Source organism: Flagellimonas sp., from assembly GCF_965215805.1.
Classification (GTDB): domain Bacteria; phylum Bacteroidota; class Bacteroidia; order Flavobacteriales; family Flavobacteriaceae; genus Flagellimonas.
In genome coordinates this window covers 1926951-1953471 of sequence record NZ_OZ244124.1, presented here as the reverse complement: position 1 = coordinate 1953471, position 26521 = coordinate 1926951, and the positions used below count along the sequence as shown (strand labels likewise).

The 26521-nt window shown below is 41.4% G+C and carries 29 protein-coding genes; 23 read left to right on the top strand and 6 right to left on the bottom strand.

The features are described 5' to 3' along the window. Window positions 1-11 precede the first annotated feature (11 nt). Window positions 12-986, bottom strand: a complete 975-nt coding sequence (locus tag ACOOE0_RS08610) for a M20/M25/M40 family metallo-hydrolase (protein WP_420402064.1) — start codon at window positions 984-986, stop codon at window positions 12-14. A gap of 85 nt (window positions 987-1071) precedes the next feature. On the opposite strand from ACOOE0_RS08610, the gene ACOOE0_RS08605 reads away from it, so the two are divergent. The 7 genes from ACOOE0_RS08605 to ACOOE0_RS08575 all read left to right on the top strand — a co-directional run bounded on the left by ACOOE0_RS08605 (window position 1072) and on the right by ACOOE0_RS08575 (window position 5823). Next, the gene (locus ACOOE0_RS08605) at window positions 1072-1524 is read left to right on the top strand and encodes a nuclear transport factor 2 family protein (protein ID WP_420402063.1); all 453 of its coding nucleotides are present in this window, start codon (window positions 1072-1074) and stop codon (window positions 1522-1524) included. Between the two features lie 52 nt (window positions 1525-1576). Next, window positions 1577-2185 (top strand): Crp/Fnr family transcriptional regulator, encoded by a 609-nt coding sequence (locus ACOOE0_RS08600; RefSeq protein ID WP_420402062.1) that lies wholly within the window; start codon window positions 1577-1579, stop codon window positions 2183-2185. A 35-nt stretch (window positions 2186-2220) separates the two neighbouring features. Continuing rightward, on the top strand, window positions 2221-2670 hold the full coding sequence (locus ACOOE0_RS08595; protein ID WP_420402061.1) for a DMT family transporter: 450 nt from the start codon (window positions 2221-2223) through the stop codon (window positions 2668-2670). Continuing rightward, the gene (locus ACOOE0_RS08590) at window positions 2667-3392 is read left to right on the top strand and encodes a GNAT family N-acetyltransferase (protein ID WP_420402060.1); all 726 of its coding nucleotides are present in this window, start codon (window positions 2667-2669) and stop codon (window positions 3390-3392) included. The genes ACOOE0_RS08595 and ACOOE0_RS08590 overlap by 4 nt, the downstream gene beginning before the upstream one ends. A 2-nt stretch (window positions 3393-3394) precedes the next feature. Beyond that, a complete protein-coding gene (locus tag ACOOE0_RS08585) occupies window positions 3395-4024 on the top strand; it encodes an NAD(P)H-dependent oxidoreductase (RefSeq protein ID WP_420402059.1) in 630 nt (209 codons plus the stop codon). Between the two features lie 77 nt (window positions 4025-4101). Next, window positions 4102-4941, top strand: coding sequence for a glycoside hydrolase family 16 protein (locus ACOOE0_RS08580; protein WP_420402058.1), 840 nt, complete (start codon window positions 4102-4104; stop codon window positions 4939-4941). A gap of 258 nt (window positions 4942-5199) precedes the next feature. Further along, window positions 5200-5823, top strand: a complete 624-nt coding sequence (locus ACOOE0_RS08575) for a hypothetical protein (RefSeq protein ID WP_420402057.1) — start codon at window positions 5200-5202, stop codon at window positions 5821-5823. 44 nt (window positions 5824-5867) lie between these two features. Here the strand turns inward: ACOOE0_RS08575 and ACOOE0_RS08570 are convergent, their stop codons facing one another. Beyond that, window positions 5868-6143 carry a hypothetical protein gene (locus ACOOE0_RS08570; RefSeq protein ID WP_420402056.1) on the bottom strand — a complete coding sequence of 92 codons (276 nt, stop codon included), beginning with the start codon at window positions 6141-6143 and terminating at the stop codon, window positions 5868-5870. 176 nt (window positions 6144-6319) lie between these two features. On the opposite strand from ACOOE0_RS08570, the gene ACOOE0_RS08565 reads away from it, so the two are divergent. From ACOOE0_RS08565 to ACOOE0_RS08535, 7 genes are all read left to right on the top strand, one after another. Then, the gene (locus ACOOE0_RS08565; RefSeq protein ID WP_420402055.1) at window positions 6320-6838 is read left to right on the top strand and encodes a hypothetical protein; all 519 of its coding nucleotides are present in this window, start codon (window positions 6320-6322) and stop codon (window positions 6836-6838) included. A gap of 77 nt (window positions 6839-6915) precedes the next feature. Further along, window positions 6916-7368: a DUF5063 domain-containing protein gene (locus ACOOE0_RS08560; RefSeq protein ID WP_420402054.1), complete on the top strand. Its 453-nt coding sequence runs from the start codon at window positions 6916-6918 to the stop codon at window positions 7366-7368. A 93-nt stretch (window positions 7369-7461) separates the two neighbouring features. Next, window positions 7462-7995: a hypothetical protein gene (locus ACOOE0_RS08555; protein WP_420402053.1), complete on the top strand. Its 534-nt coding sequence runs from the start codon at window positions 7462-7464 to the stop codon at window positions 7993-7995. Window positions 7996-8079: 84 nt separating this feature from the next. Further along, window positions 8080-8511: a hypothetical protein gene (locus tag ACOOE0_RS08550; RefSeq protein WP_420402052.1), complete on the top strand. Its 432-nt coding sequence runs from the start codon at window positions 8080-8082 to the stop codon at window positions 8509-8511. A 95-nt stretch (window positions 8512-8606) separates the two neighbouring features. Continuing rightward, window positions 8607-9386: a hypothetical protein gene (locus ACOOE0_RS08545; protein ID WP_420402051.1), complete on the top strand. Its 780-nt coding sequence runs from the start codon at window positions 8607-8609 to the stop codon at window positions 9384-9386. Between the two features lie 83 nt (window positions 9387-9469). After that, window positions 9470-10360 carry a glycoside hydrolase family 16 protein gene (locus tag ACOOE0_RS08540; RefSeq protein WP_420402050.1) on the top strand — a complete coding sequence of 297 codons (891 nt, stop codon included), beginning with the start codon at window positions 9470-9472 and terminating at the stop codon, window positions 10358-10360. A gap of 15 nt (window positions 10361-10375) precedes the next feature. Beyond that, the gene (locus tag ACOOE0_RS08535) at window positions 10376-10840 is read left to right on the top strand and encodes a GNAT family N-acetyltransferase (RefSeq protein WP_420402049.1); all 465 of its coding nucleotides are present in this window, start codon (window positions 10376-10378) and stop codon (window positions 10838-10840) included. A 90-nt stretch (window positions 10841-10930) separates the two neighbouring features. Here the strand turns inward: ACOOE0_RS08535 and ACOOE0_RS08530 are convergent, their stop codons facing one another. Then, a complete protein-coding gene (locus ACOOE0_RS08530; protein ID WP_420402048.1) occupies window positions 10931-11287 on the bottom strand; it encodes a winged helix-turn-helix transcriptional regulator in 357 nt (118 codons plus the stop codon). Window positions 11288-11659: 372 nt separating this feature from the next. Here ACOOE0_RS08530 and ACOOE0_RS08525 point away from each other — a divergent pair, with 372 nt between their 5' ends. From ACOOE0_RS08525 to ACOOE0_RS08485, 9 genes are all read left to right on the top strand, one after another. Further along, window positions 11660-12163: a GNAT family N-acetyltransferase gene (locus ACOOE0_RS08525; RefSeq protein ID WP_420402047.1), complete on the top strand. Its 504-nt coding sequence runs from the start codon at window positions 11660-11662 to the stop codon at window positions 12161-12163. Window positions 12164-12237: 74 nt separating this feature from the next. Further along, window positions 12238-13260, top strand: coding sequence for a metallophosphoesterase family protein (locus ACOOE0_RS08520; protein ID WP_420402046.1), 1023 nt, complete (start codon window positions 12238-12240; stop codon window positions 13258-13260). A gap of 79 nt (window positions 13261-13339) precedes the next feature. Further along, entirely contained in the window at window positions 13340-15184 is a 1845-nt protein-coding gene (locus tag ACOOE0_RS08515) for an alpha/beta fold hydrolase (RefSeq protein ID WP_420402045.1), read from the top strand. A gap of 98 nt (window positions 15185-15282) precedes the next feature. Then, on the top strand, window positions 15283-16611 hold the full coding sequence (locus tag ACOOE0_RS08510; protein ID WP_420402044.1) for a serine hydrolase domain-containing protein: 1329 nt from the start codon (window positions 15283-15285) through the stop codon (window positions 16609-16611). Window positions 16612-16877: 266 nt separating this feature from the next. Next, window positions 16878-17642, top strand: coding sequence for an FkbM family methyltransferase (locus ACOOE0_RS08505; protein WP_420402043.1), 765 nt, complete (start codon window positions 16878-16880; stop codon window positions 17640-17642). Between the two features lie 185 nt (window positions 17643-17827). Further along, entirely contained in the window at window positions 17828-18844 is a 1017-nt protein-coding gene (locus tag ACOOE0_RS08500) for a zinc-binding alcohol dehydrogenase family protein (protein ID WP_420402042.1), read from the top strand. 44 nt (window positions 18845-18888) lie between these two features. Further along, complete coding sequence (locus ACOOE0_RS08495) at window positions 18889-20541, top strand: UxaA family hydrolase (protein WP_420402041.1); 1653 nt, start codon at window positions 18889-18891, stop codon at window positions 20539-20541. A 9-nt stretch (window positions 20542-20550) separates the two neighbouring features. Beyond that, window positions 20551-22008 (top strand): tagaturonate reductase, encoded by a 1458-nt coding sequence (locus ACOOE0_RS08490; RefSeq protein ID WP_420402040.1) that lies wholly within the window; start codon window positions 20551-20553, stop codon window positions 22006-22008. Then, entirely contained in the window at window positions 22005-23543 is a 1539-nt protein-coding gene (locus ACOOE0_RS08485) for an alpha-L-fucosidase (RefSeq protein ID WP_420402039.1), read from the top strand. The genes ACOOE0_RS08490 and ACOOE0_RS08485 overlap by 4 nt, the downstream gene beginning before the upstream one ends. A gap of 56 nt (window positions 23544-23599) precedes the next feature. Here the strand turns inward: ACOOE0_RS08485 and ACOOE0_RS08480 are convergent, their stop codons facing one another. Genes ACOOE0_RS08480 through nirD form a run of 3 tightly spaced genes read right to left on the bottom strand, consistent with a single transcriptional unit; the run spans window position 23600 to window position 26476 of the window. Further along, window positions 23600-25462, bottom strand: coding sequence for a type IV pili methyl-accepting chemotaxis transducer N-terminal domain-containing protein (locus ACOOE0_RS08480; protein WP_420402038.1), 1863 nt, complete (start codon window positions 25460-25462; stop codon window positions 23600-23602). A 29-nt stretch (window positions 25463-25491) separates the two neighbouring features. Next, complete coding sequence (locus ACOOE0_RS08475; protein ID WP_420402037.1) at window positions 25492-26082, bottom strand: DUF4202 domain-containing protein; 591 nt, start codon at window positions 26080-26082, stop codon at window positions 25492-25494. Window positions 26083-26098: 16 nt separating this feature from the next. Next, window positions 26099-26476 (bottom strand): nitrite reductase small subunit NirD, encoded by a 378-nt coding sequence (nirD, locus tag ACOOE0_RS08470; RefSeq protein WP_420402036.1) that lies wholly within the window; start codon window positions 26474-26476, stop codon window positions 26099-26101. Between the last annotated feature and the right edge of the window lie 45 nt (window positions 26477-26521).

The following is a 26521-nucleotide window of genomic DNA, read 5'->3' as shown; positions in this document are numbered from 1 at the left end:
ACAAGTTTCATTTATTGTTGGAATAGACTTTCATCCGTTACATTGATTCCTTCCAGGTTTTCCAAAAAGTATGTGGCCAGGATTTTGTAAAGTTCCAAATGGTCTTCCACCCCATCCCAATTCCATTGGTCTGTAATTTCATCTTGCGGGGTGTGGATTCCCCCAAACTGAATGGGTTTGGCCTGTCCTCCACCCTTTAACTGGTTCCCTATCCATAAAGTAAGCGCAGGAATACCTTCTCGTAAGAACGAGACCGTATCAAATCTGGTGTTCATGCCATCCACCCAATCCGGACTGTTGTAATACCAACCATGGTGCTTCAGAACAGTTTCGATTTGATTTACAAAGTTCACGCCCTGTCTGGGAAAAATGTAGTAATCCTCCCGAGGCCCACTAACGTTAAACCCGTCAATGTTTAGACAGATGATGGTGTCCTCTTTGGAAAAAAGTGGGTTTTCCACATAATATTTGCTTCCGTGCATCCCCAATTCCTCCCCTGCGGTGGCCACAAAGACCAAATTGTATGTTGGCGGATCTGCCTTTTTGAAGCTGTTGGCCAATTCAATTAATGCTGCAACACCTACGGCATTGTCCAACGCACCATTGCATATGGAATCCAATTGACCCTCCTTTTTCTGGATGCCCAAAGCATCATAATGTGCCATAAAAACTATGGACTTGGTGCTTGGTTTTGCTGCTTGGATGTAACCCACCACATTGGATTCCTTTTCTTCAAGCCCTGGAAAAGGGAACTTTTGAAGGTAGCGACCTTCATAGGGCGCTTGCAACCCAATTTGCCCAAATTGTTGGGAGATATAGGCGGCGGCCTTTTGAATTCCCTTACTTCCAGTACCACGGCCCTCCAGCTCATCCGATGCCAAATAGGTGGTATGTTCCTTTACCCTATCCTGAACTTGGGCTGTGGTTACTACTGGCAGCCATAGCAGCACTAGAATTTTAACTAAGTTTTGGGGAAAATTGATCATAATTTCCAGATTTTGTCCCCTTAAAGACCAAGGATTTGCAGATAGGTTACATCCACATTCCAAAATCATCAAAAAACACAATCAAATGAAGCATAAAACATTTTTTACCATGGCCCTTTTTGCCCTAAGTATAGGCTACCTCGGCGCCCAAACTCCACAGGATTCCTTGGAAATCAAACAAGCGGCTTTGGACTATATCGAGTCACAACACCAAGTAAAACCTGAACAGTTTGAACGTTCCGCTCACCCCAGAATGGTAAAACGCACCTTTTGGACGGACAAATTCGCCAAAAAAGAGTACTTGCGGGAAACCTTCACCGATGCCATGGTTCTACTGGCGGAAACCTATAACCAAAATGGCGACAAATTTCCAGAAAATCCCAAGAAAGAGGTGGTGATCCTGGATGTGTTTGACAAAACGGCCTCGGTAAAACTCATTGCTGATGACTGGATTGATTATATGCACATTGTTAAGCTCAATGGCAAATGGCAGATCGTAAACGTACTTTGGCAGTTTAAGGACTCCAGCTTGCATTAAAAGGAGCTCCATTGTAATTCAATGCAGCAAATTCTTTTGCTAACTTGCTCCTGTGGATCACTATAAATTACAAATCAAACAAGTATTTGGACGGTATCATCCCATTTCGGAGGTATCTTTTGAGGCTCTTTACTCCCTAGGGGAATATCAGGAATTGAAGAAGGGTACCCGCCTTTTGGATATTGGTAAAACATCGCGACATATCCATATTTTATTGGAAGGGTACATTGTTTCCCATTATCTAAGTCCAGATGGTGTTGAATACCACAAAAATATTTTTCTGGAAGGAGATTTTGTAGGTTCCACGGTTTCTGCATTGAAAAAAGAGCCCTCCCATTTTGCGCTCACCGTCATCGAAGACAGTTTGGTCTTCACTTTTGAACATGCCCAATATCAATCCCTGATCAAACAACATACAGACTTAAAGGACTTTTACATTGCCTATCTGGAAAAAAACTGGGTGGTGGACAAAGAGCAGCGAGAAATTGAAATTGTGATGAAGGAGGCCTCGGAACGCTATGCAGACTTTATAACCATGTATCCTCGCATTGAAGAGCGGGTTCCCCTGCATTATATCGCTTCGCACTTGGGCATTACTCCCACCCAATTGAGCAGAATCCGAAAAAAATTCAAAGAAAAAGACCCTCCTCAACATATGTAAAGGAAAAGCATCTTTTTTCACCTCAACTTTGCTGCATGAAACTTATAGGATTATACATGTTGGCATTGTTGGGAGGCGTATTTTTGGCCGTTCAGGCGGGGTTCAGTTCCCAGTTGGGGTCTCTTTTAAAGCAACCTGTACTTGCGGTTATCTTCACTTCTTTGACCAGTGCCCTTCTAGGAGTATTGTTTGTCCTTTTTTGGGGCAAACCCTCTTTCCAAATGTTTTCCATTCCTGAAATTCCATGGTATTTATGGTGGATCGGAGGGCTATTTAGCATGGCAGGTATCAGCCTATATTTCTATGCAATCCCAAAAGTGGGGATTTCCAAGATCATTGCTTTGGGCTTATGTGGACAACTGCTTTTTTCCTTGATTGCAGGGAACTTTGGTTGGCTCAACTTACCGATTGAACCCATAACCCCTAAACGTCTTATTGGTGCCCTGGCCATGACCCTAGGTATTCTTTTAATCAATACAAAATGAAAAAAATTACGACAAACATTCAGAATTTAACCGGACTTTGGAAACTGGCAGGAGAACAGTTCCAAGGCTATAAACAGGAAGGGCAAATTTCCAGGTCCTTTATTCCCGAATCGGAATGGCCCAATAAAATTTGGACGGAAGCTCCCTTGACCGAAAACCTTATCGCTCTGCTCAAGGATACCTTGGAACAACATCCCGAATTGACCTTCTCCTATTTTAATCCAGATGCAACGAACAATCCCCTATTGACCCAACACAATTTTGAACTCCAGTTTAACCAAACAGGGATGAGCATGCCTTTAAAGTCCAAGTTTTCAACCCAAAAAAAATTGGATTTTAAACGGGTGGAGACTGCTGTACAAGCTGCCCTATGGAGTACGGCCTTTATGTCGGCCTTTGGTTATGATTTTGGTGCCAGAACGTTGGAAAAGACCCTGGACAAAGTTCCTTACTATCTGGTTTACCACAATAAGGAATTGGTAGGTACTATCATTGTATACAAGACTGGGAAAATTGCCGGAGTGCACGCCCTGGGCATTATCCCTGAAAAGCGAAAACAGGGGTACGCTACCGAAATCATGTACAACATTCTGAACAAAGCCATCGAAGATGGCTCGGAACGGGCTACGCTACAGGCTTCGGACATGGCCAAAAACATGTACTTGAAAATGGGCTTCACTGTGGATTTTTTAATGCAGAACTATAAACTAAAAAAAGATTGAAAATGGAATTTATAAATCATCAAAATTGGCGCTACGCCACCAAAAAATTCAATCCCAACAGAAAGGTATCCCAAAGGGATTTGGAACTGTTGAAAGAGGCCATCCAACTTTCGGTTTCCTCCTATGGGCTGCAACCCTATAAGGTGCTGATCATTGAAGACCAATCGCTGCGTGAACAACTTCGAAGCGTGTCTTGGAACCAATCGCAAATCACGGATGCTTCGCATTTGTTTGTCTTTTGCAATGAGGACCAAGTGGATCCAGAAGGTATAGATGGCTTTATTAAACTCACAGCCAACACAAGAGGTTTGGGTGTAGCCCAGCTCTCGGGCTATGGGGATTTTATGAAGGCCAAACTGGGAGAGAAATCCAAAGAAGACCAGTTCCATTGGTCCAAGAATCAGACCTATATTGCCATGGCCAATTTGTTGGCCGCTTGTGCCGAACTGGGCATTGATGCTTGCCCCATGGAAGGTTTTGAAGCGGACCAATACAACGCTATTTTGGGACTGGACCAAAAAGGCCTGAACGCATCCGTGGTAGTGCCCGTTGGTTATAGAAGTCTGGACGACGACTCGCAACACCTGGCCAAGGTGCGAAAACCCGTTGACCAACTTTTTGAATATAAATGAATCGATTTTTCCTATGGTTTAGGAGCAACATGTGTAAGGAAAAGGGCTAACTTGAGGGTTGTAGAACTATTGACCACATGACCTCTCAAACCAAAGTTATCGCCATATCCATAAGTAGCATTCTATTATTGTCCTATCTTATTTGGACGGGTTTATCACCCAAAAGTCCCGAATTTGACACTTTGGTGTGGTCCGATGAATTTGAGGGCGAGGGTCCCATTGATACCGATAAATGGTTTCATCAGACCCAATTGCCTCCAGGCGGTAGTTGGTGGGGCGGAATCATCCAACATTACACAGATCGGGAGGCCAATACTTATCAAAAAGACGGACATCTGTATTTGATGGCCAAAAAAGAAACCTTTGAAGATCAGGGCGAGACCAAAGAGTATACCTCGGCCCGGCTGAATTCCAAGTTTGCCTTTACCTACGGGAAGGTAGAAGTGAGGGCGAAAGTCCCTAAAGGTGTGGGCACCTGGCCGGCCATTTGGATGCTGAACAAGAACATCAACGAGGCAGGCGCCTATTGGGAAAAACAAGGATTTGGAACCACTAATTGGCCCCATTGTGGCGAAATTGATATTATGGAGCACTGGGGCAAGAACCAGGATTTTGTGCAAAGTGCGGTGCACAACGGATCAAGTTTTGGCCATACGGTGGAAAATTTGGGAGGACAACACATAGCGTCAGCTTCCGACCAATTTCATGTGTATGTGCTGGAGTGGACGGATGAAAAAATGACCTTCAGTGTGGATGGGAAGGTGCACTACACCTATAACCCAGCCGTGAAAAATGGGGATACCTGGCCCTATGATATGGACTATTACATTTTGTTCAATATTGCCATAGAACCTGATATTGACCCCAACTTTACCGAAAGTCCCATGGTGGTGGATTATATTCGGATTTACCAATAATAAAATTACAGGGAACTGAGTTACAGTTTTGCTTCCAATTATTAATGCTGAATTTTTAATTCTGAATGGTAATGGTTACGACTTCCGAAAATCACACAAATAAGAAAGTTGTTAACCTGACCAAGAAGCATATCATTATTACCGCCTTTTGGGACAACAGACAAGACCCTAGGAAACTTTGGGAAATATTGCGAAAACCCTCCTGACATAGGGCTGTCATCCCCTGCCATTACTTTCGTCCCACAAAAAGTAAACAAGATGAAAATTACCAAAATTATGGCCTTGACAGGCCTTTGCATGGCATTACAGTTGGTGTCATGTACCACCAAAGCGCAATCGTCCAAAACCGCTAAGGCAGCTATGACAAACACCAAGGTACAGGTGCCCAATCCCAGCAAGTATGTTTCAAGTCCTGTGCGTAACCGTATTAAGCTAAACTTGAACGCCAGCCTCCCCGAAGTTTGGGAAATGGTGGGCAAACCAGAACATATGCCCCACTATAGCGCGGGATTGGAAAAGGTGGATGCTCTATACACCGCTGGCAAATGCACCAAGTTTACCAGCCATTTTGTGCCCATGCAAGGGCAGACCGAAGGTCTGAAACACACCGAAAAGGTGGTCTGGTACGAAAACCAGCTGGGGTACATCTCCCGATCGGAAGAACCCAACAACTATGGGTACACGGAAGGCTTGGCCCTGGTACAGGTTTCCAAAACCGAGCAGGGAACCCTGTTTTCTTGGGACATCCATTACAATGCCCCAGATGATGCCACCCTGCACATGAACATTGAGGCCTACCAGATGGCCTTGGACAACATTGCCGCCAATCTGATAAAAAAGTTTGGGGGCCAGGTGGTGGAAAGCTATGCCTTTAAAAAATAGCCTTTGCACTAGTTGGGTAAAGGGAGGCCACGCCTCCCTTTTTTTTAACCTTTTTGAAAGGTATCCTCGATCAGGTCCCAAAGTACCTTAACTTGGTAGAGGGCGCGTTTTTCTTCCCCGTCCAAGATTTCCTCGGAGTGGTAGACCACAATATCGTGCACCAATTTTAGGGCCTTTACCCTGTCTGGGCCATCCAATGGGCTTACATACTCCAGGAGTGCTAGTTGTGCTGGGGAGGGTTGGGAAAATGGGGTTACGCCTTTGGGCGCAAGTGCCGCATTGCAAAGCGGGCAATGGTTTTGTTCATTCTGATTTGCCATAGGTTATGTGTTTTGGTTACGTGACCAAACTGGCGTTGCTTATGCTCAGAATGCGTTGACGTGCTAAATATACGTTATTAAATAAAATGGTGGGAAATATCTGAATATAGGGGAAGGATTTTAGGGTAAATGGGGTAAATTGGGGAGGTAAACCAGTTAGCTACAAGTAAAACATAATGAACATAGATGAACTTGCAATAAAAGAACAGAGTCTTTATTCAAGTGTGACAGAGCTTGAGGGCACTATTGAAGAAAAGTCCGATAAAGTTGTCTATTTCGGAATTTCTAAAGAGTATCGAGAAATCCATTATGAATATGCAAGATTAGCAAAGAACGATTTAGAAGCACTTAAGCGTGGATTATTTCTTATTTGGCACTCAATGTCTGAACCAACTTGGCTGACAGGAATAGGAGAACTTGAAAAGGAATCTGAAGAAAGAATAATCAAAATTCTCGATAGAAGACTTAAAAGAGGAATAACTGACTATGAACTCGATTGGATGTTGGATTACTATTCAGGTTGGGATCACGTTTTTGAACGATTTAAAGATTTCGAAAACTTTCAGAATAGATTAAAAAGTGAATCAAAGACCGAATTCCCTGATGAAATAGACAGAGAGCAAATGAAGCAAAGAGGTCAAATGGGACTCTATTGGAATTCACTAACAATATTTAATAAAGAAACCAGTAGCTAACAAGGTGTATAGTGCATACCCTCTGGGATACGTGCCATACACAGCACGTTGGAACATATTTAACCAAAACATAAAATTTGAGTGAATTAAGAAAGCTTATAGACCAAATCACCGAATTCGGTATCAATCCAAAAGTAGAATTGGCCGAGAAAATTGATGTGTTGAGAGAACTTTTGGTCGGAATCTACTCTGAATATTTAAAAGTGGAATTTGAATTTGACCAAACGGACTATGACGACGAGCCTGATTTTGACTACCATGAGCTAAAAGAAAACGTCACATCAAATTTCCCAGATTTTGGGTGGTATATTATGGTGTTGGACTTAAATAAGATGGAACCGAATGTGGAAATCGGAATTGGAGATGCAATAGATGACCTAACAGACATTATCAAAGACTTGTTAGTTGTGAAATGGAAAATGGACAACACAAGTCAAATGGATGCTCTTTGGGAATTTGAGCTTTCTATGCGAACTCATTCGGAACAACATCTAATTGATCTTTTAAAGTTCATAAAAGAAAAAGAATAAAAATGTTGCCTAACCACCGTAATAATTCATCTGGATTAATTTGTTGTGGGCAGAGACATAACCAAGTCTATCCCAGCCCATAAATAGCTTAAAATGCAAAAAAGATTTTTATTACTACTGTCATTCCTAATCTTGTTGGGTTGTTCCGATCAACCCAAACAGGGTGGAGACCCATCAAAAATATTGGAAACAGCGTATAGCAAAAGTGAATTGAGCGTACCTTATTTAACCTTTAGCAAGGGATATGAGAGTTTGAATTCAGAACTGATAAGTAGTGCCTATACCACAGATGCCATTTTAATAAATGTTTACAATGATTCCGAACCTGAATCTTATAAAAGCAGAAAAAATATCGGAGCCTTTTTTGCGGAGAATTTGGAACGAGCAAAAAACGAAAATGTAGCCCTTAAAATCATTTTTAAAATTTCAAAACGAAAGGTACTAAAAGAGACGGTACTGGATAATGGCTTCTACAAACTGGAATTGGTTGGACGGAACCAAGTCACCACTGAGCGATATGGCAAATTTTCCATTGTGTTAAAAAAGGAGTCGAATGATTGGAAGTTTTTTGTAGATACAAATGCATCATCCACTAAAGAAGAATATCAAAATGCAAAATCAATTTGAAAAAATAACAGCCAGAAAACCAGCAGTTTTAAACTGGTGGTAGCATTGGGGCGGTAAATGAGTTGAGTTTAATTAGATAATTGAATGAGAAAATTAATTTACATTTTTCTTTTGACTAATGTTATTTCAAGCTGTGATTCAGAATCTTGTAGAATTGACTTTAAAAAGAATTCCGACTTATTTCATAGAGCAGTGAAAGAGATTCACTCTTTAAACCTGATGATGAGCAGTAACGAACCTTATTATAGAGTCGTCAAATCATTTACTGAATCAACAAGTCCGATTGAGACTAATATTTTTGACCAAATTGAGTTTATAGAATGTCACGAAGACGGAACAATAATTTTTCAAGCACCAAACTGTGATAAAGAATCTGACTTTCGAGATATAATATATTTTGTTGCTTATTTACCGTTGGGCGAAACTCATATTGAAAGGAAAAGGAATATCGGAAAATTAATAAAATTGGAAGAGCATTGGTTTTTAGGAACGCATAATTCAACATTGGCCGATTAAAAACTACCTATGACAATGGCTATAATTCATCCAGTCGATAAAAGTATGGCGGAAGGATAGCCAAGACAGTTGACAACGATTTAAACAAAACATAGATGAAAAGAATTCTGATAGTCTTAATTATTTTTATTTCTACTAATGTTTTTAGTCAAAAGAACATGTTAGATACACTTACTATTGATTCTGCAACAAAAATTATTGGAAGATACCCACAATACGATAAAACAAAGACTTATGAAAAATATAATTTCATCATAGAAGATTCATTAGAAATATCAAACTTTATCAAAAAAATTAATCTCGGAGACGAAGTTCTTAATTCAAGTGAAAGACCATCTTTTAGAATAACAATCGTGAAAGATTTTAAAGAGGAAGGAACTTGGACTATTAATCCAACACAAAAAAGTGTTATGACCCACGATGGTCATACTTACAAGTTTGATATTGGTCAGATAACAGAATTGAATAAAAAATTTCCTTTTAAATATAACTACGAGAAAATTGTATTTAAAAGTCCAGAAGAATATCTGGCATACCTGACTGAACAAAAAAAGAATCCAAATTTTCTTTTTGACTATAAACCACAATTTAAATATGAAGGTAGTTTTGAGATAGAATTTAAAAAATCAAATAAATTTTCAAGTCCTAAAGCAATAAGTGAGTTTTTATATCCTTACATAGATAAAATAGTCGATAGAAGTAAATATAGAGTGAGTTATATTCTTAATAAAAAGAATATGAAAAACAACGGTAAGTCCTACACGATGACAATTACAGGACCAAAGAAAATATATCAAAATTTAGAGCTCAAAAAACTCAAAAACGAAAATTGGGAACCAACAGTTGAAGACGGTTGGTTCTTTTATCGTGAATAAAAACAGTTGCTAACAATGGCTATAAGTAATTGCTAACCATGCAACCATTACCAGCCAAAACAGCCGTCAATCACTCATAAAAAATGAAACCAAAAAAACTTTTTATACTAATTCCAATTGCTACCTTGATCATCATGTTCGCTTCCTGCGATAAAAAACCCTATGTGCTTACCGAGGGTTATATGTATGTTCAAAAAGAAGAACGGCGGAACGATGCCACCGAATGGGAACTGGTATGGGAAGACAACTTTGACCTGGACACCTTGGATACCGATACCTGGAGCCGTATAGGTCTTTTTACCTCTTCAAAATGGAAAGTGCCGGTGGAGGAATGGAGGGAAGTGACCAACTGTTTCCGATATATTACAGCCACAGACCCAAGGGTGGTTACTCTTGGCGATAGCAATATCCACCTTAAGGGCATCATTAATCCCGATTCCCTTACGGGAGATCCTCGTCCCTACCTAACTGGGGGAATCTATTCTTGGGAGAAATTTGCCTTTCAGTATGGGCGAATAGAAATCAAGGCCAAACTGGATCAGGCCTATGGTATGTGGCCTGCCATATGGATGCTGTCCGAAAAGGAAATATACCCAGACCAACATAACGGGGAAATGGACATTATGGAAACCCTAAACCATGATGACTTTGCGTACCAGACCACACATAACCATTATACCATTACGCTAAAACAGGAGGAGCCAAAAAAGTTCGCCACGGCCAAAATAGATACCACAGGTTACAACATCTACAGCGTAAGCTGGTATCCTGATAAGTTGGTTTATGCCGTTAATGAGGTAACGTCCTACGAATATCCCAAGGTTGCTGGGGCAGGAACCTACCAATGGCCGTTTGATCAACCATTTTATCTTCTCATTGACCAGCAAATGGAACACGAATGGCCCGGTATGATCACACATCCGGAGGAACTCCCCATCAGTATGACAGTGGATTGGGTACGATTATATCAATAAAGGAAATACCACAAAATGGAATTCATCAAACGTTCTTCACTAGCACAATCTGAAAAAGTTCAGCTTATGGCCTTGTGGAACAATGAATATCCAGAAAAACTAGCCTACAAATCAATGGCAGCATTTGACACCTACCTTGAAAATCTAAAGGATCCATCCCATATACTTTTAATTGATGAAGACAAAAAAATAAAAGGCTGGTATTTTGACTTTATACGTGATAACGAGAAATGGTTTGCCATAATTTTGGACTCCCAAATCCATGGAAAAGGGATTGGCTCCAAAATGCTGGAGCTTGCCAAAGAAAAAGAGAACGAATTAAATGGTTGGGTCATAGACCATAGCACGGATAAAAAGAAAAATGGCGAAATTTATAGCTCTCCTTTGCCTTTTTATCTTAAAAATGGGTTTAAAAAAATAACAGGCAACCGATTGGAATTGGATAAAATATCCGCCGTAAAAATAAAATGGGCCAAATAGAATAAGTTGCCAACAATGGTCATTTTTAGTCTCCACGAAAAATATTGGGGAGATAGCATGGCAGGGACCACTGATCGCAACCAGAACACACTACTTCGAATAATTTTCAACAACAAAATCGCCCCAATCTGCAATGGATTGGATTATGGGAATTAAAGTTTTACCAAAATCGGTTAAAGAATATTCCACCTTTAACGGTGGCTTTGAAGTGTAAACTTTACGCTTAATCAATCCGTCTTCCTCCAAAGCTTTTAATTGTAGGCTCAATGTTCTTTCGGTTACGGTAGGCATTGATTTTCTTAATTCATTATATCTTAATTTATTGTTCATTAAATGAAAAAGAATGACTGTTTTCCATTTGCCACCAATGATTCCCATCGTTAAACTTGTGCAACAAGGATAGTCATTCCCCCTGAATTTGAGCATTTTACGTTCTGCTGTTTCCATGAATTTTATACTATCATTTTTGACCGTTATTGCAAAGGTATAATACTATATTTAGTTTTGCAACTATACTTATTATAGCATCTGGCAAACAAAGAAAATGAAGTACTAAAAAGTCCCGCTGGATATTAAAACGGTAAGCGAAACGGAATTGGACAGCATCAAGAAATCCATAAGAAAGGCTGCCCTTAAAGATTAAAAAAGAATGTGGATTCTTTCCACCCTTAGTCTCGTGTTTGTACTTTTAGTGTTGCTTGGTCTGTTTTGGCTGCTGCAATAAACAAACCCTGGCCACACAAAATCCAAAAAATAAAAGCCCTTTCTTCCGAACACAATATCTTGGAAGAAAAACAACCAAAGACCTAAATTTCCTCTATGGAACTCAGCACCCAACGATTACAACTAATTCCCCTATCAGGGGAGGACACCAAGATTTTTCATGAAACCAATATCAATCCCCATGTAAAAAAGTATTTATGGGACAATGAAGAGATCCCGGCCGCGGTTTCCGAAGGGATCATCCAAGAAGTGGGCGCCAAATTTGAGAAAGAAAAATGGGGCCTTTGGAAAATACTGGATGCTTCTAGCCAAACTTATATGGGCTACATCGGGTTCTGGTTCTTTTTTGAAGAAGCACTTCCCCAATTGGTGTATGCACTACTACCGGAATTTACAGGCAAGGGCTATGCAACGGAAGCCTCACAGGAAATTATCCGATATGCCTTTGAGGACTTGCAGTTTGATTATATCAAAGCTTCCATGGACACCCCCAATCAAGACTCCGTTAAAGTTTGCCATAGACTGCAAATGCAATTGGTGGAGGATAAAGAGATAGAAGGTAAGCCCACGCTTTTTTATAAATTGGACAACAACCGTTAGCTGTGGATGTACCCTTCTTTGATCAAACAGATTTAGTGGGTCAATGAAAATGTAATCCTATAATTAAGAACATTATGAAACGCCGATTTTTTTTCAATAAAGTTTCTGTTGGCTTTTTAGGGCTTGGACTTGCCACCAGTTCGTTTACAAAATCAACCAAAAAGAAAGGCAAGAAGGCCAAGGTATGCGCTACCGTAGACCAGGAAGAGGTGTTCTTTTACGCCAATGTAATTCATGAGTCGGTTAGGGTGGTCCATATAGCCGATACCCATTTGTTCAAAGATGACGAAAGGGGAATGCCATTTCAGGAGTACAGCAATCGAATGGCAAGGGCCTATAATCAAACCACACATTTTAAAACAGGGGCAAAAACGCATCCGGAGGAAGCTTTTGAACGAACACTGGAGTTTGCAAAAGAGGTGAATGCCGATGTAATCACCTTGGTGGGGGATCTATTTAGTTTTCCTTCCGAAGCTGCAATAGAGTGGGTACTATCCAAATTGAAAGAAACCGGAATTCCGTACATCTACATTGCCGGTAACCACGATTGGCATTATGAAGGTATGCAAGGCACTCTGGAGACTTTGCGGGATAGGTGGATCGAAAAACGGTTAAAACCATTGTACCAAGGCAACCATCCGTTGATGGCGGCTTATGATATTAAGGGCATACGTTTCTTGGCCATTGATAATTCCACCTATCAAATTAATGAGGAGCAATTGGCCTTCTTTAACGAACAAGTTGCTAGTGGCATTCCACTGGTTCTCCTGGTTCATATTCCACTATATGCACCTGGAAAGAGCATTTGGTTTGGCTGCGGAAATCCGAATTGGGGCGCTGCCACGGATAGCAATCATGAACTGGAGAGGCGTCCCAAATGGCCAGCAAGTGGACACACCCAAACAACAATTAGTTTTCATAAACAGGTTTTTAATGCCCCAAACCTACTAGGGATTTTTGCAGGACATATCCATAGAAATTCTATTGAAATGGTTAAAGGGAAACCTCAAATAGTGTCTGATGACAACGCTAGTGGGGGCTATTTGGACATCAGCTTTTTACCCATGGATCAAAAAGATAAAAAACTGATCTTATAAGTGTTGATGCATATCAAATGAGCAACTAAGAATTGGCGGTAGATTGTGGAATCAATTGAATAGCTAAATCTCTAACAAGATGGTAAAATTTATAACTTATTTATTATTAGCGTTGATTTCCGGGAACTGTTTGGGACAAGAACCCAAAAAATCGGAAACTATAAAAGTAAATGGTATTGAAATCCACTATGAAGTTTACGGTAGCGGGGAACCCCTTTTACTATTGCACGGTTGGACACAATCTTCAAAGTTTTGGTCCGATTACATTTCAAGCTATGCCGAGCATTTTGAAGTGTATGCCCTGGATCTTCGCGGTCATGGCAAATCATCCCAAATCACTTCCGATTTTACTATAAAAAAGGCTTCCGAGGACGTTTTGGCACTTTTGGATGCGCTGAAACTGCAAAAAGTTCATGCCATTGGGTTGAGCTATGGAGGGTTGACACTTTTGGAAATGGCCAATGCCAGACCGGATAAATTGGCATCCATGATTTTGGTTGGGGCATCCCATAATTTTGACGGACGTAAAAACAATCCGAATAACGCATTCTCCTATGAAAACCTGCCACCTGCATTCATTGAAGAACTGAATAAGACCCATTTCCGAGGGGAAAATCAGATTAGGGCTTTGTTTGACTCCAATCTCAATTACAACATAGCATTGAGCGAAGAAGCATTGCAAGCAATCAACATCCGTACGCTGGTTGTTCAGGGAGATCGTGACAAAATTCTAGGCTTAGAACCGGCCATAGCTTTGTATCAAAACTTGCCTCAGTCCCAACTGTGGGTCGTTCCAAATACAGGACATATTGCCATTAACGGTACCTATCAGCAAGATTTTATAAAGAAGAGCCTTCAATTTCTTACCCAAGCTGAAAAAAAAGCCGTCGAGCCAAAGATTCCAGAGTTTCAGAACTTGTTCGATGCCAAAAACGAAACCGAAATAGCCTGCTACCGGATACCTGCATTGATTACCGCACCCAACGGGGATTTGATCGCCGCCATTGACGAAAGAGTGCCGTCTTGTGGCGATTTGAAATGGAGCAAGGATATCAATATTGTTATCCGTCGCAGTGTTGACAATGGTGACTCTTGGACGGAAATAGAAAGGGTGGTTGATTATCCCGAGGGTCAATCCGCGTCGGATCCATCCATGATCATGGACAAAGCGACCGGTACAATTTTCATGTTCTTCAATTTTATGGATCTGGACAAAGAAAAGGACATATACTATTTAAAGTACATCAAGAGTGCCGATAATGGTAAAACCTGGAGCCGTCCCATAGACATTACTTCGCAAATCACAAAACGGGAATGGCATCACGATTTTAAGTTTATCACATCTGGCCGCGGTATTCAAACCCGTGATGGTAAACTCTTGCATACTTTGGTGAACTTGGAAAAAGGCCTTTATCTATTTGGAAGTGACGACCATGGAAAGAGTTGGTATTTGATGGACAATCCAATATCCCCTGGAGACGAATCCAAGGTAATGGAACTGGTTGATGGTAGCTGGATGATCAATAGCCGAGTTAATGGCCTAGGTACAAGGTTTGTCCATACTTCGACTAACGAAGGGAAAACCTGGACCTCTGTGCCAGACGAGACCTTGGTGGATCCAGGTTGTAATGCAAGTATCGTAAGATATAGTTCCAAAAAGGATGGAGGCGACAAAAAACGGCTGTTGTTTGCCCATGCTAACAATAAGGATGAGCGTAAAAATCTGACGGTACACATCAGTTATGATGAAGGAAAAAGTTGGTCCAAAGGGAAAACCATTTATGCCGGTGGTTCGGCCTATTCCTCCATGACCGTTTTGGACAATGGGGATATTGGCCTATTCTTTGAAAAGGACGACTATTCGGAAAATGTCTTTACTCGTTTCACCTTGTCTTGGCTGACAGATGGGGAGGATAGTAATTAATACATCCCAACCAAAATGTAGCATATTTCTTAAAATGCAAGGATTGCCCTAATCCTCAACATAGCCAAGTTTAGTACCTTTAGACAGAAACACCTTAAATGAAGTTGCTGCACACATTTCTCTTACTTTTGCCCTTTTCTGTTTGGGGTCAATCCATAGCAACTGATTCGTTGGATGCGTATATATCCAAACTGGTTTCTGATCAGGAGTATAATATTCCAGGGCTGGCCATCGGTGTGATACACAAAGATTCGGTTGTTTTTAAAAAGGGGTATGGTCTTACAAGTTTGGAGCAGGGTCATCCCATCAATACCCAAACTGTTTTTCCTATTCTTTCCTGTACCAAAGCGTTCACCGCGACAGGAATAGGAATACTTGTCGACGAGGGAAAATTGAATTGGAACGATAAAGTAATAGAGCATTTACCAGACTTTGAACTCAGTGACCCTTGGATCACAAAGGAAATTATGATAAGCGACCTGTTGGCCCATAGGTCAGGGTTAAGAGCATTTGATGGGGATTTGCTATGGTACGGCTCCAACCACACAACACAAGAAGTCATTGAAAAAATAAGGCATTATCCCATTAAAGGTTCATTCCGACTCGATTTTAATTACAACAATGTCATGTATTTGGTGGCGGGAAAAATTATAGAGCAAGTAAGCGGAATGCCTTGGGAGGAGTTTATGCAAACCAAAATCTTTGATGTGCTTGGAATGCAAGGCAGTTCTGCCAAGTTCTCAGAATTGACCAAAAGTCCAAAATACGTCCGACCTCATATTGCGAATAAACCCATTATTCCAGTGAGTTTGGACAACGCCGTAGCAGCGGGGGGTATTAATTCCTCCATTGATGATATGTTGTTGTGGATTCAAATGTGTCTTAATAAGGGGACATTAAACAAGAAACAAGTACTCTCCCGAAATAACTTTGAGACGATGACAAGTCCAAAAATACCTTTGGACAATCGAGGTTCTGGAAGCTATGGGTTTGGATGGTATATAGATTATGAGGATTCAAAAAAGGTGCTCTACCATGGAGGTGGAATGCCAGGGTACAAGTCCATTGTGGCCCTATATCCCGAAGAAAAAATCGGCATCGTAGTTCTGACAAATAAGATTACCATGATCAATGAGGGGTTGATGAATATGATTTCCAGTTATATCATAAATCCAGAACTTACGGATTGGTCGCAAAATAGAAAGTACTTCACTTACTTTAGTTATTCTTGGGATAGAGAGGAGAACATTCAAATTTCTCCCAATATTCCAAGTAGCTTTGCTAAATATTGCGGGGTGTTTGAAGACAAAGTCTATGGGCAGGCCCAAGTCAAAATGGTGAACTCAGATGCCATCTTGGAGTTAGTGCCCAGTAAGGACAAGCTGTCTGGAAGGCTTTTTTTCTTGGACAACCAAAGGTTAAGGTAAAATTCAAGGATACATTTTTACCTTCAGGAGAAGTGGTGTTTGAAATGGATAAAAATCAAAATATTATGGGGTTTAAGTTGGTGGTTCCTAATGATGATTTCAATTTTGATAATTTGCACTTTAGGAAAAAGGAGCAAGTCAATCCACATAAATGACTTAAAAGGCTGTACCATTGGAAGGCAATTATCTTTAAGTTGGTTATTGTACCTTTAAAACCAAGCTTAGTCATAAAGTTGAGCGGCTATATACTCCGAAATCTTTGATACATGAATAATGACAGCTCTACTTGGTTGGATTATATAAAAAACAAGATTCAACGAAGAATTCAGAAAATTCGATTGCTATTTGGCGGTATCTATTTCTCTCTTTTCACCAAGACCTACAAAAATGCCGGGGTAGTACTCCATATTCCTTTTGACCTTACTGATTTTAAATTCCGAGGCCGCTTCGCCTTGGATTTATATGAGGAAGAGGAAGCCAAATATCTTTCAAAATACCTGTCGCCCAACGCCAAAGTATTGGAATTGGGTTCCTGTTTGGGATACGTTTCTTGCCTCGTCAACAATATTCTTGCTGAAAAAGACCAACATGTGGCTCTTGAGGCCAATCCCAATCTAATTCCCTGGATAGAAAAAAATAGGGAAGCCAATGATTGTCATTTTCATTTGGAAAATTCCATCGTCTCCCCTACCGAGAGCAATATCTTTTACATCCATAAGCTTATTGTGGGTGGAAGCACCAAACGGGAAACTCCGGTAAAAACCGAAATCAAGGGCCTTACCATTACTGACCTCAAGGAAAAGTACAACATCGACTTTGACACCTTGGTCATGGATATTGAAGGTGGGGAATTGAGTTTGCTCCGCAATTTTAAACAGGAGATTTCAGCCTTTAAGCATATCTTTTTTGAGATCCATCCTTTTGCTGGAATCCTAACGGAAGAAGAAGCCCAGGAATGTGAGGAAATTTTAAAAGAAATTGGCTTTAATCTGAAGATTCGGGATGGGCATTATCAGATTTGGGAAAAATAATCTGCATTGAGCTTTTATTACCCAAGGTGTTCTAAGATAACATGACGCTCTTTCGGCTTGAAAACCAAGCTGTTTCTGCATTTTTTTTGAAAGTCTTTGACAGGATGCTGTGCAGGATAGTTATATTTATATATTTTTGTGTAATCGATTACATTATCATTATTTTGGTGTTATCCTAAAAGCATATGCAATACATAGTTTGTGAAAAACCTGGCCAATTTGCCCTAAAGGAAAAAGGCGTACCTGTACGGAAGAAAAACGAAGCCCTGCTTAAGATTAAAAGTGTTGGGATTTGCGGTACCGATCTGCATGCATATGCCGGGAATCAGGCATTTTTTACCTATCCAAGAATATTGGGACATGAACTATGTGCAGAGGTGCTGGAAATTGGCGTGAATTCCAAGAACATAAAAGTTGGCGATACAGTTGGGGTAATGCCCTATCTCAGTTGCGGAAAGTGCATTGCCTGTATTAATGGCAAGAGCAACTGCTGTACCAGCATTAATGTTTTGGGAGTGCATACCGATGGCGGAATGCAGGAACAAATTGTTGTTCCTTCAGATATTCTTCTACCAGTTGGGGGTTTAACAGATGACGAAGTAACTATCATTGAACCCCTGGCCATTGCCGCACATGCCCTAAGACGGGCACAGATTAGAAGCGGCGAAACCATCGCAGTCATGGGATGTGGCCCTATAGGTATTGGAATTCTAAAGCAGGCGCAGATCATGGGTGCAAAAGTGATTGCAATGGATATTAATGAAGGGCGGCTGCAATACGTAAAGAACACCATTGGCTGCGATTACACCATCAATGCCTCCCAATATCCCTTGGCAAAAATTGAGGCCATCACAAATGGAAATCTATGCACCGCAGTTTTTGATGCAACAGGTGCCAAATTCCCCTTGGAAAAAGGGCCGGAGTATATGGCCCACGGAGGAAGGTTTGTCCTCGTGGGATTATCCAAAGGGGACCTTACCTACAATCATCCCAAGATTCATGCTAAGGAAGCTACCATTATGTGTAGCCGTAATGCCACCTTGGAGGATTTTAAGCAAGTAATCAACATTATGAACCAATTCCCTACGGCATCTTTCATAACCCATAAAGTTCCATATACTGAGATGATAGCCAACTTTGACCATTGGCTAGACCCCAAATATGGCACCATTAAAGCTGTGGTGCATTTTAACAATGAATGATTTTCAATTAGGAATAGAAGGACATTTCAAATAGAATAAAAATTATGGCAAAAGATTATGTGCAGATTGACCCACGTGACAACATTGTTGTCGCCATAAATGACCTGCCCCATGGAATGTCCATAAACTTGGATGGTAGTACCACCGTACTCCAGGAAAACATCAAGAGCAAACATAAGTTTGCCTCACAGGATTTTAATGTGGGGGATGAGATCCATATGTACGGAGTGCTGATTGGAAAAGCAGTTGTTCCCATCAAGGCTGGGGAGGCCATAACAACACAAAATGTGGTACACGCTTCAGCCAAATATGGAACTCCAACAAAGAAAGTCGCATGGAGCCCACCAGATGTTTCCAAGTTTAAACAACGGTCTTTCCTGGGATATCCAAGAACGGATGGGAGCTATGGTACGGCCAATTATTGGTTAGTTATTCCCTTGACTTTTTGCGAAAACCGTAATGTTGACATTTTGGAGGCCGCTTTGCTAGAAAAACTGGGCTATCAGACCAAACAAGATTATAGTGTAGATACGGATGCTTTAATCTCGAAGTACAAAAAAGGGGCAACTACCCAAGAAATTCTGGATACTCCTGTTGTTTTATCCAAGGAAGAAGCATCAAAAAACAGATTATTCCCCCATGTGGATGGGGTTAAGTTTTTGAGACACGATGGCGGTTGTGGGGGAACCCGTGAAGATGCCCAGGTACTTTGCAACCTGCTTGCCGGTTATATCAGCAACCCCAACGTTGCAGGCGCAACCGTGCTGAGTTTGGGATGCCAAAATGCCCAGATCGAGATGCTGCAAAAAGCCATTGCGGCCATAAACCCCAAAGGCACAAAACCAGTCTCCTATTTGGAACAACAACAAAGCAAAAGTGAACGTGATTTTATTGCAGAAGCCGTTAAATTGACTTTTGTTGGACTTATGGAAGCCAACAAAATAGAACGTGAGCCAGCTCCCTTGAGCCAAATAACCCTCGGTTTGGAATGTGGTGGTTCGGATGGATTCTCAGGCATATCTGCCAACCCCGCTCTAGGCTATGCATCGGATTTGTTGACCGCTTTAGGCGGCTCCCCAGTCCTCGCCGAATTCCCAGAATTGAACGGGGTTGAGCAAAATCTTATAGATCGATGTCAAAATGAAAAGGATGCTAAAAAATTTGCGTCCCTAATGAAAGCGTATTCGGAATCTGCCATCGCCGTAGGTTCTGGTTTTGAAAGCAATCCTTCCCCAGGAAACATCAAGGATGGCCTTATTACAGATGCGATGAAATCTGCAGGAGCAGCCAAAAAAGGCGGAACCTCTCCTGTAGTAGAAGTCTTGGATTATGCGGAAAAAATTACCAAACCAGGATTAAATCTGCTCTGCACCCCCGGAAACGATGTGGAAAGTACAACAGGCCTTGCCGGGTCTGGATGCAATATAATTGTGTTTACGACGGGCTTGGGAACACCAACGGGAAACCCAGTTGCTCCCGTTCTAAAGCTTTCCAGCAATACCAAGCTGTACCAAAAAATGAACGACATAATTGACATGAATGCCGGAACGGTAATTACCGGCGAAGACACTATTGAATCCATGGGAGAGAAAATATTGGATTACATAATCCAAGTGGCCAGCGGCTTGGTTGAAGCTAAATCGGTACTAAAAGGCCACAATGATTTCATCCCTTGGAAAAGAGGGATTTCTTTATAAGAAACATTCATGAAACAACTAAATAGAAACACGGTATCCGTACCAACCTATACCGAAAGAGTGCTGCAATTTGGAGAAGGCAACTTTTTAAGGGCCTTTGCCAATTGGATGCTGCATGAGATGAACAAAAAATCCGATTTTGATGCTGGCGTAGTTGTGGTGCAACCTATTCAACAAGGATTGGTCCATCTGTTAGACCAACAAGATGGTTTATATACACTTTACCTCAACGGGATTAAAAACGGAAAAGTCTTAAGCGAGCATAAGATCATTGACTGCATACAAAGGAGCATAGATCCATACCTGGACTTCCAGGGGTATTTGGCCAATGCCGAAAATCCAGATTTACGATTCATCATATCCAATACTACAGAAGCTGGAATCTCATTCGACCCCAATGATCAGTTGGAAGATACCCCACAAAACAGTTTTCCAGGGAAGTTAACCGCCTTACTGTTTAAGCGATTTGAAACTTTCAATGGGGATGCGGAAAAAGGTTTGATCGTGATTCCCTGCGAACTCATTGATAGGAACGGGGACAATCTTAAGCGCATAGTCCATAAATATGCAGAGCAATGGGAACTGGGTTCAGATTTTAAAGTTTGGATTGACGATCATTGTGTTTTCTGCAACACCCTTGTAGATCGAATTGTGCCTGGGTATCCCAAAGACAGAATGGAAACCATTACCCAAGAACTGGGGTATACGGACAATTTGGTCGTGGAAGGTGAACAATTTCATCTGTGGGTCATTGAAGGGCCTGAATTTCTCGAAAACCTCATTCCAGCAAAGGAAAGCGGATTGAATATTGTTTTTACGGACAACATGGAACCTTATCGAACCCGAAAAGTGAGAATTCTGAACGGAGCACACACCAGCTTGGTTCCAGTGGGCTATTTATACGGGATTGAGCATGTCAGGGAATCAGTGGAGGATCCCGTGGTCGGGAATTTTTTGCAAACGGTCATTTTCGAGTGCATATACCCCACGTTGGATTTACCACAAGATGAAGTGCAGCAGTTTGCCAATGATGTACTTGATCGATTTAGAAATCCGTATTTGCAACATGCCCTGATCAGCATTTCACTCAATTCCATTTCTAAATTTAAAACAAGGGTGTTGCCTTCGCTCTTGGAATACATCAAGAGAAAACGAGAACTGCCCCTCCCCTTATTGTTTTCGCTTGCTTCCCTGATGGCCTTTTACAAAGGAGAAAGGGACGGGGAACCAATTCCATTGAGGGACGACCCAAAAATTCTCGAATTTTTCAAGCACCATTGGGCTTCGGACAATTTGGAAAACATTGTTCAAAATACGCTCTCCAAGCAAGAGTTTTGGGGACAGGACTTAACCCAAATACAAGGTGTTCAAGAGACGGTGTCAAGCTATTTAAAAAGTATCATCAATAACAGTATGAAGGACGCCTTGGCCAACTTCCTGCGTATTCAAAAACCAGTCAAATCATGAAACTAGCATTACCAAAAATCCTGGTTCTTACCATTTTACTATCAATCACATCCTGCAAGGAAGTAGCAAATGAGAGCCACTCTTCTGAACCAGAGATGCCAAAAACCCAAGAAAGTTATAGTGAAGATTGGTCCTCCTTAGGTGGTCATAACGAGGCTCCTGACTGGTTTAAGGAAGCCAAATTGGGGATTTATTTCCATTGGGGGCTTTATTCCGTTCCTGCATTTGACAACGAGTGGTATCCCAGACATATGCATTTCGAGGATCACCCTGTGTACAAGTATCATTTGGAAAACTATGGTCACCCTTCAGAATTCGGCTATCACGATTTTGCCCCACTCTTCAAGGCAGAAAAGTTTGACGCGGATAAATGGGCACAGTTGTTTGTGGATGCGGGTGCCAAGTTTGCGGGACCTGTTGCGGAACACCATGATGGCTACGCCATGTGGAACAGTAAAATCACCCCTTGGAATACCATGGACACAGGACCCAATAGGGACATAACGGGAGAATTGGAGAAATCAATCAAGGGCAAGGGACTGAAATTTATAACCGCTTTTCATCATGCCAAAAACCTGCAGCGGGCCACCGCCATTGGACAAGATATTAGCATAAGCCATTTCCCATATTTTGAAGGCATGCCGCCCACATCAAGTGACCCAGACCTACAATTAATGTATGGAAATATAGCGCATGAGAAATGGTACAAAGAGATTTGGTTAGGAAAATTAAAGGAGGTCATTGATAACTATAGCCCTGATATTGTCTGGTTTGATTATGTGCTTGGCGACATTCCGGAAGCGTATAGAAAGGACTTTGCTGCCTACTACCTAAACGAGGCCCATAAAAAAGACCAAGAAGCCGTAATTGTAAGAAAACAGCACGATCTACCGCTGAACATGAGCGTTGAAGATCTTGAGCAATCTAGAAAGAACACCATAGGAACCAAAACATGGATGACGGATGCCACCATAAGCGATGGCAGCTGGTGTTATACCAAAGATCTTGGTGTCAAAAGATCCCAGGATATCCTTCATATGCTCATAGACATTGTCAGTAAAAATGGTGTGCTCCTTTTGAACATCTCCCCCAAAGCCGATGGCACCATTCCAAACAATCAGGTGGAAGGCCTCCTGGAAATGGGAGATTGGTTAAAAAAATATGGAGAAGCAATTTATAGTACGGAAGCTTGGTACACCTTTGGCGAAGGACCTACTAAAGAACCCACGGGCCATTTTGAAAATCATGATCTCTTTCACAAAATAAAATACTCCAGCGAAGATATTCGGTACACTACCAAGGATTATACTATTTACGCCATCGTAATGGGAGCGACCACCCCTGACCAGCAAATCATGTTGGAATCTTTTGCCAAAGAAAAAATTCTCGATGTACCCGCCATAGAATCTGTGACCGTGTTGGGGAGTGATAGCAAGATTGCATGGGAACAATCGGAAAATGGGCTTTTCCTGACAATGCCCTCGACTACAATCGACGATATGGCAACAGTAATTAAAATAACCATATCCCAGTAATAGGATTAAAATCACAGCTGTCATTTAAGAGGGCGAATTGAGTCGAATTCCCCTATTTAATTGGGCTTTAATTTGGATTTGTCCAACACCGCTGCACCAATCTTGTAATTGATGGTCACCCTAGTGCCCTCTCCAGGAATGGAGTTTATAAATAACCGTCCATTGATATAGCTGATACGCTCTTTCATAAAGAAGACCCCCATGCCTCCTTCACTATTCTTTTTCGCCACCTTATCCAAAACCGAGGGATCAAACCCCTTCCCATCATCGTCAATGACCACACTCAAAAGTCCATCAACATAGTTGATGGTTACCAGGATATAATTGGCCTCCGCATATTTAATGGCATTATTGACCGCCTCCTGGGTCACCCGATAGATATTTGTTTCGGCCAGGGAATCAAAGCGGATGTTCTGCTCCGTTTTGTTCTCGTATAAAATATTTTTTCCTGTGAGCTTGCTCAATTCCACGGTCATTTTTTGAAGTGCCGGGAAGATTCCATGATCCTCCAATTCCGGTGGGGTTAGGTTGAAAGTGGCTGTTCGCACCCCCTTGATCAAATCGGAAGCCAGTGTTTTTAAATAGGCAATTTTCTCTTTGCTTTTTTCCTTCTGATTCAGGTTAATGGATTCAATGTTAAACTTTAATGCGGTCAACATTTGACCAATTCCGTCATGTATGTCCTTCGCTATCCGCTTTCGTTCCTCTTCCTGTCCCTCCACAATTTGACTGGCCTGCATCTGTTTTTGTTGCATCCGCTCCTCATAGTTCTGTTTGGTGAGTTCCTCAATCTTTAATTGGTTCCTTTTCCGTTCCGTAATGTCCGAACACAGAATCAAGACGCTTTGCTCCAAACTGGACTGGTGCATTGGGATTATTGACATGTCCAACCATAAAAATGTACCCTTTTTGGTTTTGATTTCAATTTCCTCGGTTCGGATGCTTTTGCGTTTACTGGTTAAAATTTCCCGTAGGTATTGTTGCTGTCCTTCATCTTCGGTCAAGATTTCCGCCAAGGGAAGCTTCACCTGGGTTTCAGTGCGTTCCAACAACCCCAAAAACTTTTTACTGATGAAAACCACAGTTCCGTCCCTCCGTGTACTGGCAAAAAGCGCCGCATTATCAATCACAAAATTGAGCTCTTGCAATTGCTGTAGGGAACGTTCCTTTTCTGCAAATAGGCGTTTGACTTCTGAAGCTGTATTGTCGGATTTTATCTGACTCCGAATCAATTTTGAAATGGTTTCCCGTATCTGAATGGAAAGTGGTCGAAAGATAAAAACCACCTCTAAAAACAAAATCAACAAGGAAACTGCAAGCAGCGCATATTCCTTTAATTTGAGCTTTTGCAGTTTTTCTTTGCTTTGGGCATCATACTCATTTACAATAGCGTCCATTTTGCCCAAAAAGACTTGCTCGTTACTCAAAAGTACCTGTAATTGCCCATCATAGGATGGTGAAATAAGATTAAGATTCCCACTTTCCCCCAGTATGTTTTCAGCAGCTGTGACCATAGCTTCATGATGGGGATTCAAATCCTCAAAAAGTTTCAGAATAATCTCATTGCTTTCCTTTGGTAGCCCAATACTGTCATTGCCATTTTGGAGTCCGTCATGAGACGTTTTCCAAACGAAAAGTGTATGCTCCAAATCATTTCGGATGCTTTGATATTCAGTCTCATTGCCGCTGGCATTCTTCAAAAGCATGGCCTCCTTAACCAATTTTTGACTGAATGCTCTCTGCCGTCCCGCCACGTTTATAACCCGCGAATCGTTTAATTGGGAATTTAGGTGCTGCTGAATCAGAATTTGCGCCACGATAATAGTCAAGGCTATGGTTGCCAAAGCCAACAAGTACCACTTTCTGACCCTTAAAAAAGTAGCAGTGTCCAGCGCTTGTTGTTGCTTTTGGTTTTCCATGTCCGAAGGTATGAATCTGTTTTTGGCGATTAGCCAGATACCGCTTTAGTTACCAATGCGTGTGCTGTTTTGGAAAACGGCAATTGAAGGGCCGCTTGTTGGCCTTTTTCAGACATTTTTCGCCAGGTTTTTTGCAGGATGTCCACCAGTTTTGCTTCCTCATGCTTTTCTGCAAAAGGCTCAAAATAGTGTTTGAGGAATACCAAACACACTACATCTTCAAGCGTTTGGGTTTCCTCATTTCTTTTTAGCTGTTTCTTCAGAAGTAAAAATTCAACTTGTCCGATGGTCTCCTGATCATAACCTACCTCTTCCAAGATTTCTTTTGCCTTGGCTGCATGGAATTTCTTTAATTCCTGCCGCCATCTCAAATATCCTGCACGGTTCATTTCGTATTGATCTCGAGGAATTTCCCATCGGCAAATATGTTGGCATCGGGCTGTAAGCTGCAATGCCTCAGAGGCATCTGGTGCAAAGGTAGTCAGGGTCTCTGTCATTCTAAGTGCATAAAGCACTTCCTTGGGGTAGGTTTCTCCCCTGGCTATTTCCGTATTGGGGTCATGGCTGTTCGCCTCATCAAAAAGCCGAAAGGCTTCCTCCAATTTCTCTGTATTTCCCATGTATGCCCTTTATATTTCATTCGGAGAAACCAATATACACAAAGTTCTCCTCAATCTTGATGGGATAGGTGGCAATGGCATTCAGATTGCCATTAAGATGCTCTCCAGTTTTCAACGAAAAAGTGTTTTTATGCAAGGGGCAGGCTACTTTAGGTTGTTCCCCTTCCACGCCCACCATTCCCCGGGACAATACCATCTCCATTTTATGGGGACATAGGTTTTGGCAGGCATACCATTCCCCTTTCCGGGTAAAATTGAACACCGCTATCTGCTTGTCCTTATATTTTACGCAGGCACCCCCATTTTTTGGGAATTTCGATGTTTCGGCTGCTTTGAACCAAACGGTTACTTCCTCAAGTTTGGTTGCCTCGTATGTACTCAATTCTGATATCATAATTCAATAATTTGCAGTTGTCCAAAAGGAAATATACTCCTAAAA

Excerpts from the sequence above, each read along its gene's own strand:
- ACOOE0_RS08610 (WP_420402064.1), bottom strand. The coding sequence starts at position 986 with ATGATCAATTTTCCCCAAAACTTAGTTAAAATTCTAGTGCTGCTATGG.
- ACOOE0_RS08605 (WP_420402063.1), top strand. The coding sequence starts at position 1,072 with ATGAAGCATAAAACATTTTTTACCATGGCCCTTTTTGCCCTAAGTATA.
- ACOOE0_RS08595 (WP_420402061.1), top strand. The coding sequence starts at position 2,221 with ATGAAACTTATAGGATTATACATGTTGGCATTGTTGGGAGGCGTATTT.
- ACOOE0_RS08590 (WP_420402060.1), top strand. The coding sequence starts at position 2,667 with ATGAAAAAAATTACGACAAACATTCAGAATTTAACCGGACTTTGGAAA.
- ACOOE0_RS08585 (WP_420402059.1), top strand. The coding sequence starts at position 3,395 with ATGGAATTTATAAATCATCAAAATTGGCGCTACGCCACCAAAAAATTC.
- ACOOE0_RS08580 (WP_420402058.1), top strand. The coding sequence starts at position 4,102 with ATGACCTCTCAAACCAAAGTTATCGCCATATCCATAAGTAGCATTCTA.
- ACOOE0_RS08575 (WP_420402057.1), top strand. The coding sequence starts at position 5,200 with ATGAAAATTACCAAAATTATGGCCTTGACAGGCCTTTGCATGGCATTA.
- ACOOE0_RS08570 (WP_420402056.1), bottom strand. The coding sequence starts at position 6,143 with ATGGCAAATCAGAATGAACAAAACCATTGCCCGCTTTGCAATGCGGCA.
- ACOOE0_RS08565 (WP_420402055.1), top strand. The coding sequence starts at position 6,320 with ATGAACATAGATGAACTTGCAATAAAAGAACAGAGTCTTTATTCAAGT.
- ACOOE0_RS08555 (WP_420402053.1), top strand. The coding sequence starts at position 7,462 with ATGCAAAAAAGATTTTTATTACTACTGTCATTCCTAATCTTGTTGGGT.
- ACOOE0_RS08550 (WP_420402052.1), top strand. The coding sequence starts at position 8,080 with ATGAGAAAATTAATTTACATTTTTCTTTTGACTAATGTTATTTCAAGC.
- ACOOE0_RS08545 (WP_420402051.1), top strand. The coding sequence starts at position 8,607 with ATGAAAAGAATTCTGATAGTCTTAATTATTTTTATTTCTACTAATGTT.
- ACOOE0_RS08540 (WP_420402050.1), top strand. The coding sequence starts at position 9,470 with ATGAAACCAAAAAAACTTTTTATACTAATTCCAATTGCTACCTTGATC.
- ACOOE0_RS08535 (WP_420402049.1), top strand. The coding sequence starts at position 10,376 with ATGGAATTCATCAAACGTTCTTCACTAGCACAATCTGAAAAAGTTCAG.
- ACOOE0_RS08530 (WP_420402048.1), bottom strand. The coding sequence starts at position 11,287 with ATGGAAACAGCAGAACGTAAAATGCTCAAATTCAGGGGGAATGACTAT.
- ACOOE0_RS08525 (WP_420402047.1), top strand. The coding sequence starts at position 11,660 with ATGGAACTCAGCACCCAACGATTACAACTAATTCCCCTATCAGGGGAG.
- ACOOE0_RS08520 (WP_420402046.1), top strand. The coding sequence starts at position 12,238 with ATGAAACGCCGATTTTTTTTCAATAAAGTTTCTGTTGGCTTTTTAGGG.
- ACOOE0_RS08515 (WP_420402045.1), top strand. The coding sequence starts at position 13,340 with ATGGTAAAATTTATAACTTATTTATTATTAGCGTTGATTTCCGGGAAC.
- ACOOE0_RS08510 (WP_420402044.1), top strand. The coding sequence starts at position 15,283 with ATGAAGTTGCTGCACACATTTCTCTTACTTTTGCCCTTTTCTGTTTGG.
- ACOOE0_RS08505 (WP_420402043.1), top strand. The coding sequence starts at position 16,878 with ATGAATAATGACAGCTCTACTTGGTTGGATTATATAAAAAACAAGATT.
- ACOOE0_RS08500 (WP_420402042.1), top strand. The coding sequence starts at position 17,828 with ATGCAATACATAGTTTGTGAAAAACCTGGCCAATTTGCCCTAAAGGAA.
- ACOOE0_RS08495 (WP_420402041.1), top strand. The coding sequence starts at position 18,889 with ATGGCAAAAGATTATGTGCAGATTGACCCACGTGACAACATTGTTGTC.
- ACOOE0_RS08490 (WP_420402040.1), top strand. The coding sequence starts at position 20,551 with ATGAAACAACTAAATAGAAACACGGTATCCGTACCAACCTATACCGAA.
- ACOOE0_RS08485 (WP_420402039.1), top strand. The coding sequence starts at position 22,005 with ATGAAACTAGCATTACCAAAAATCCTGGTTCTTACCATTTTACTATCA.
- ACOOE0_RS08480 (WP_420402038.1), bottom strand. The coding sequence starts at position 25,462 with ATGGAAAACCAAAAGCAACAACAAGCGCTGGACACTGCTACTTTTTTA.
- ACOOE0_RS08475 (WP_420402037.1), bottom strand. The coding sequence starts at position 26,082 with ATGGGAAATACAGAGAAATTGGAGGAAGCCTTTCGGCTTTTTGATGAG.
- nirD (WP_420402036.1), bottom strand. The coding sequence starts at position 26,476 with ATGATATCAGAATTGAGTACATACGAGGCAACCAAACTTGAGGAAGTA.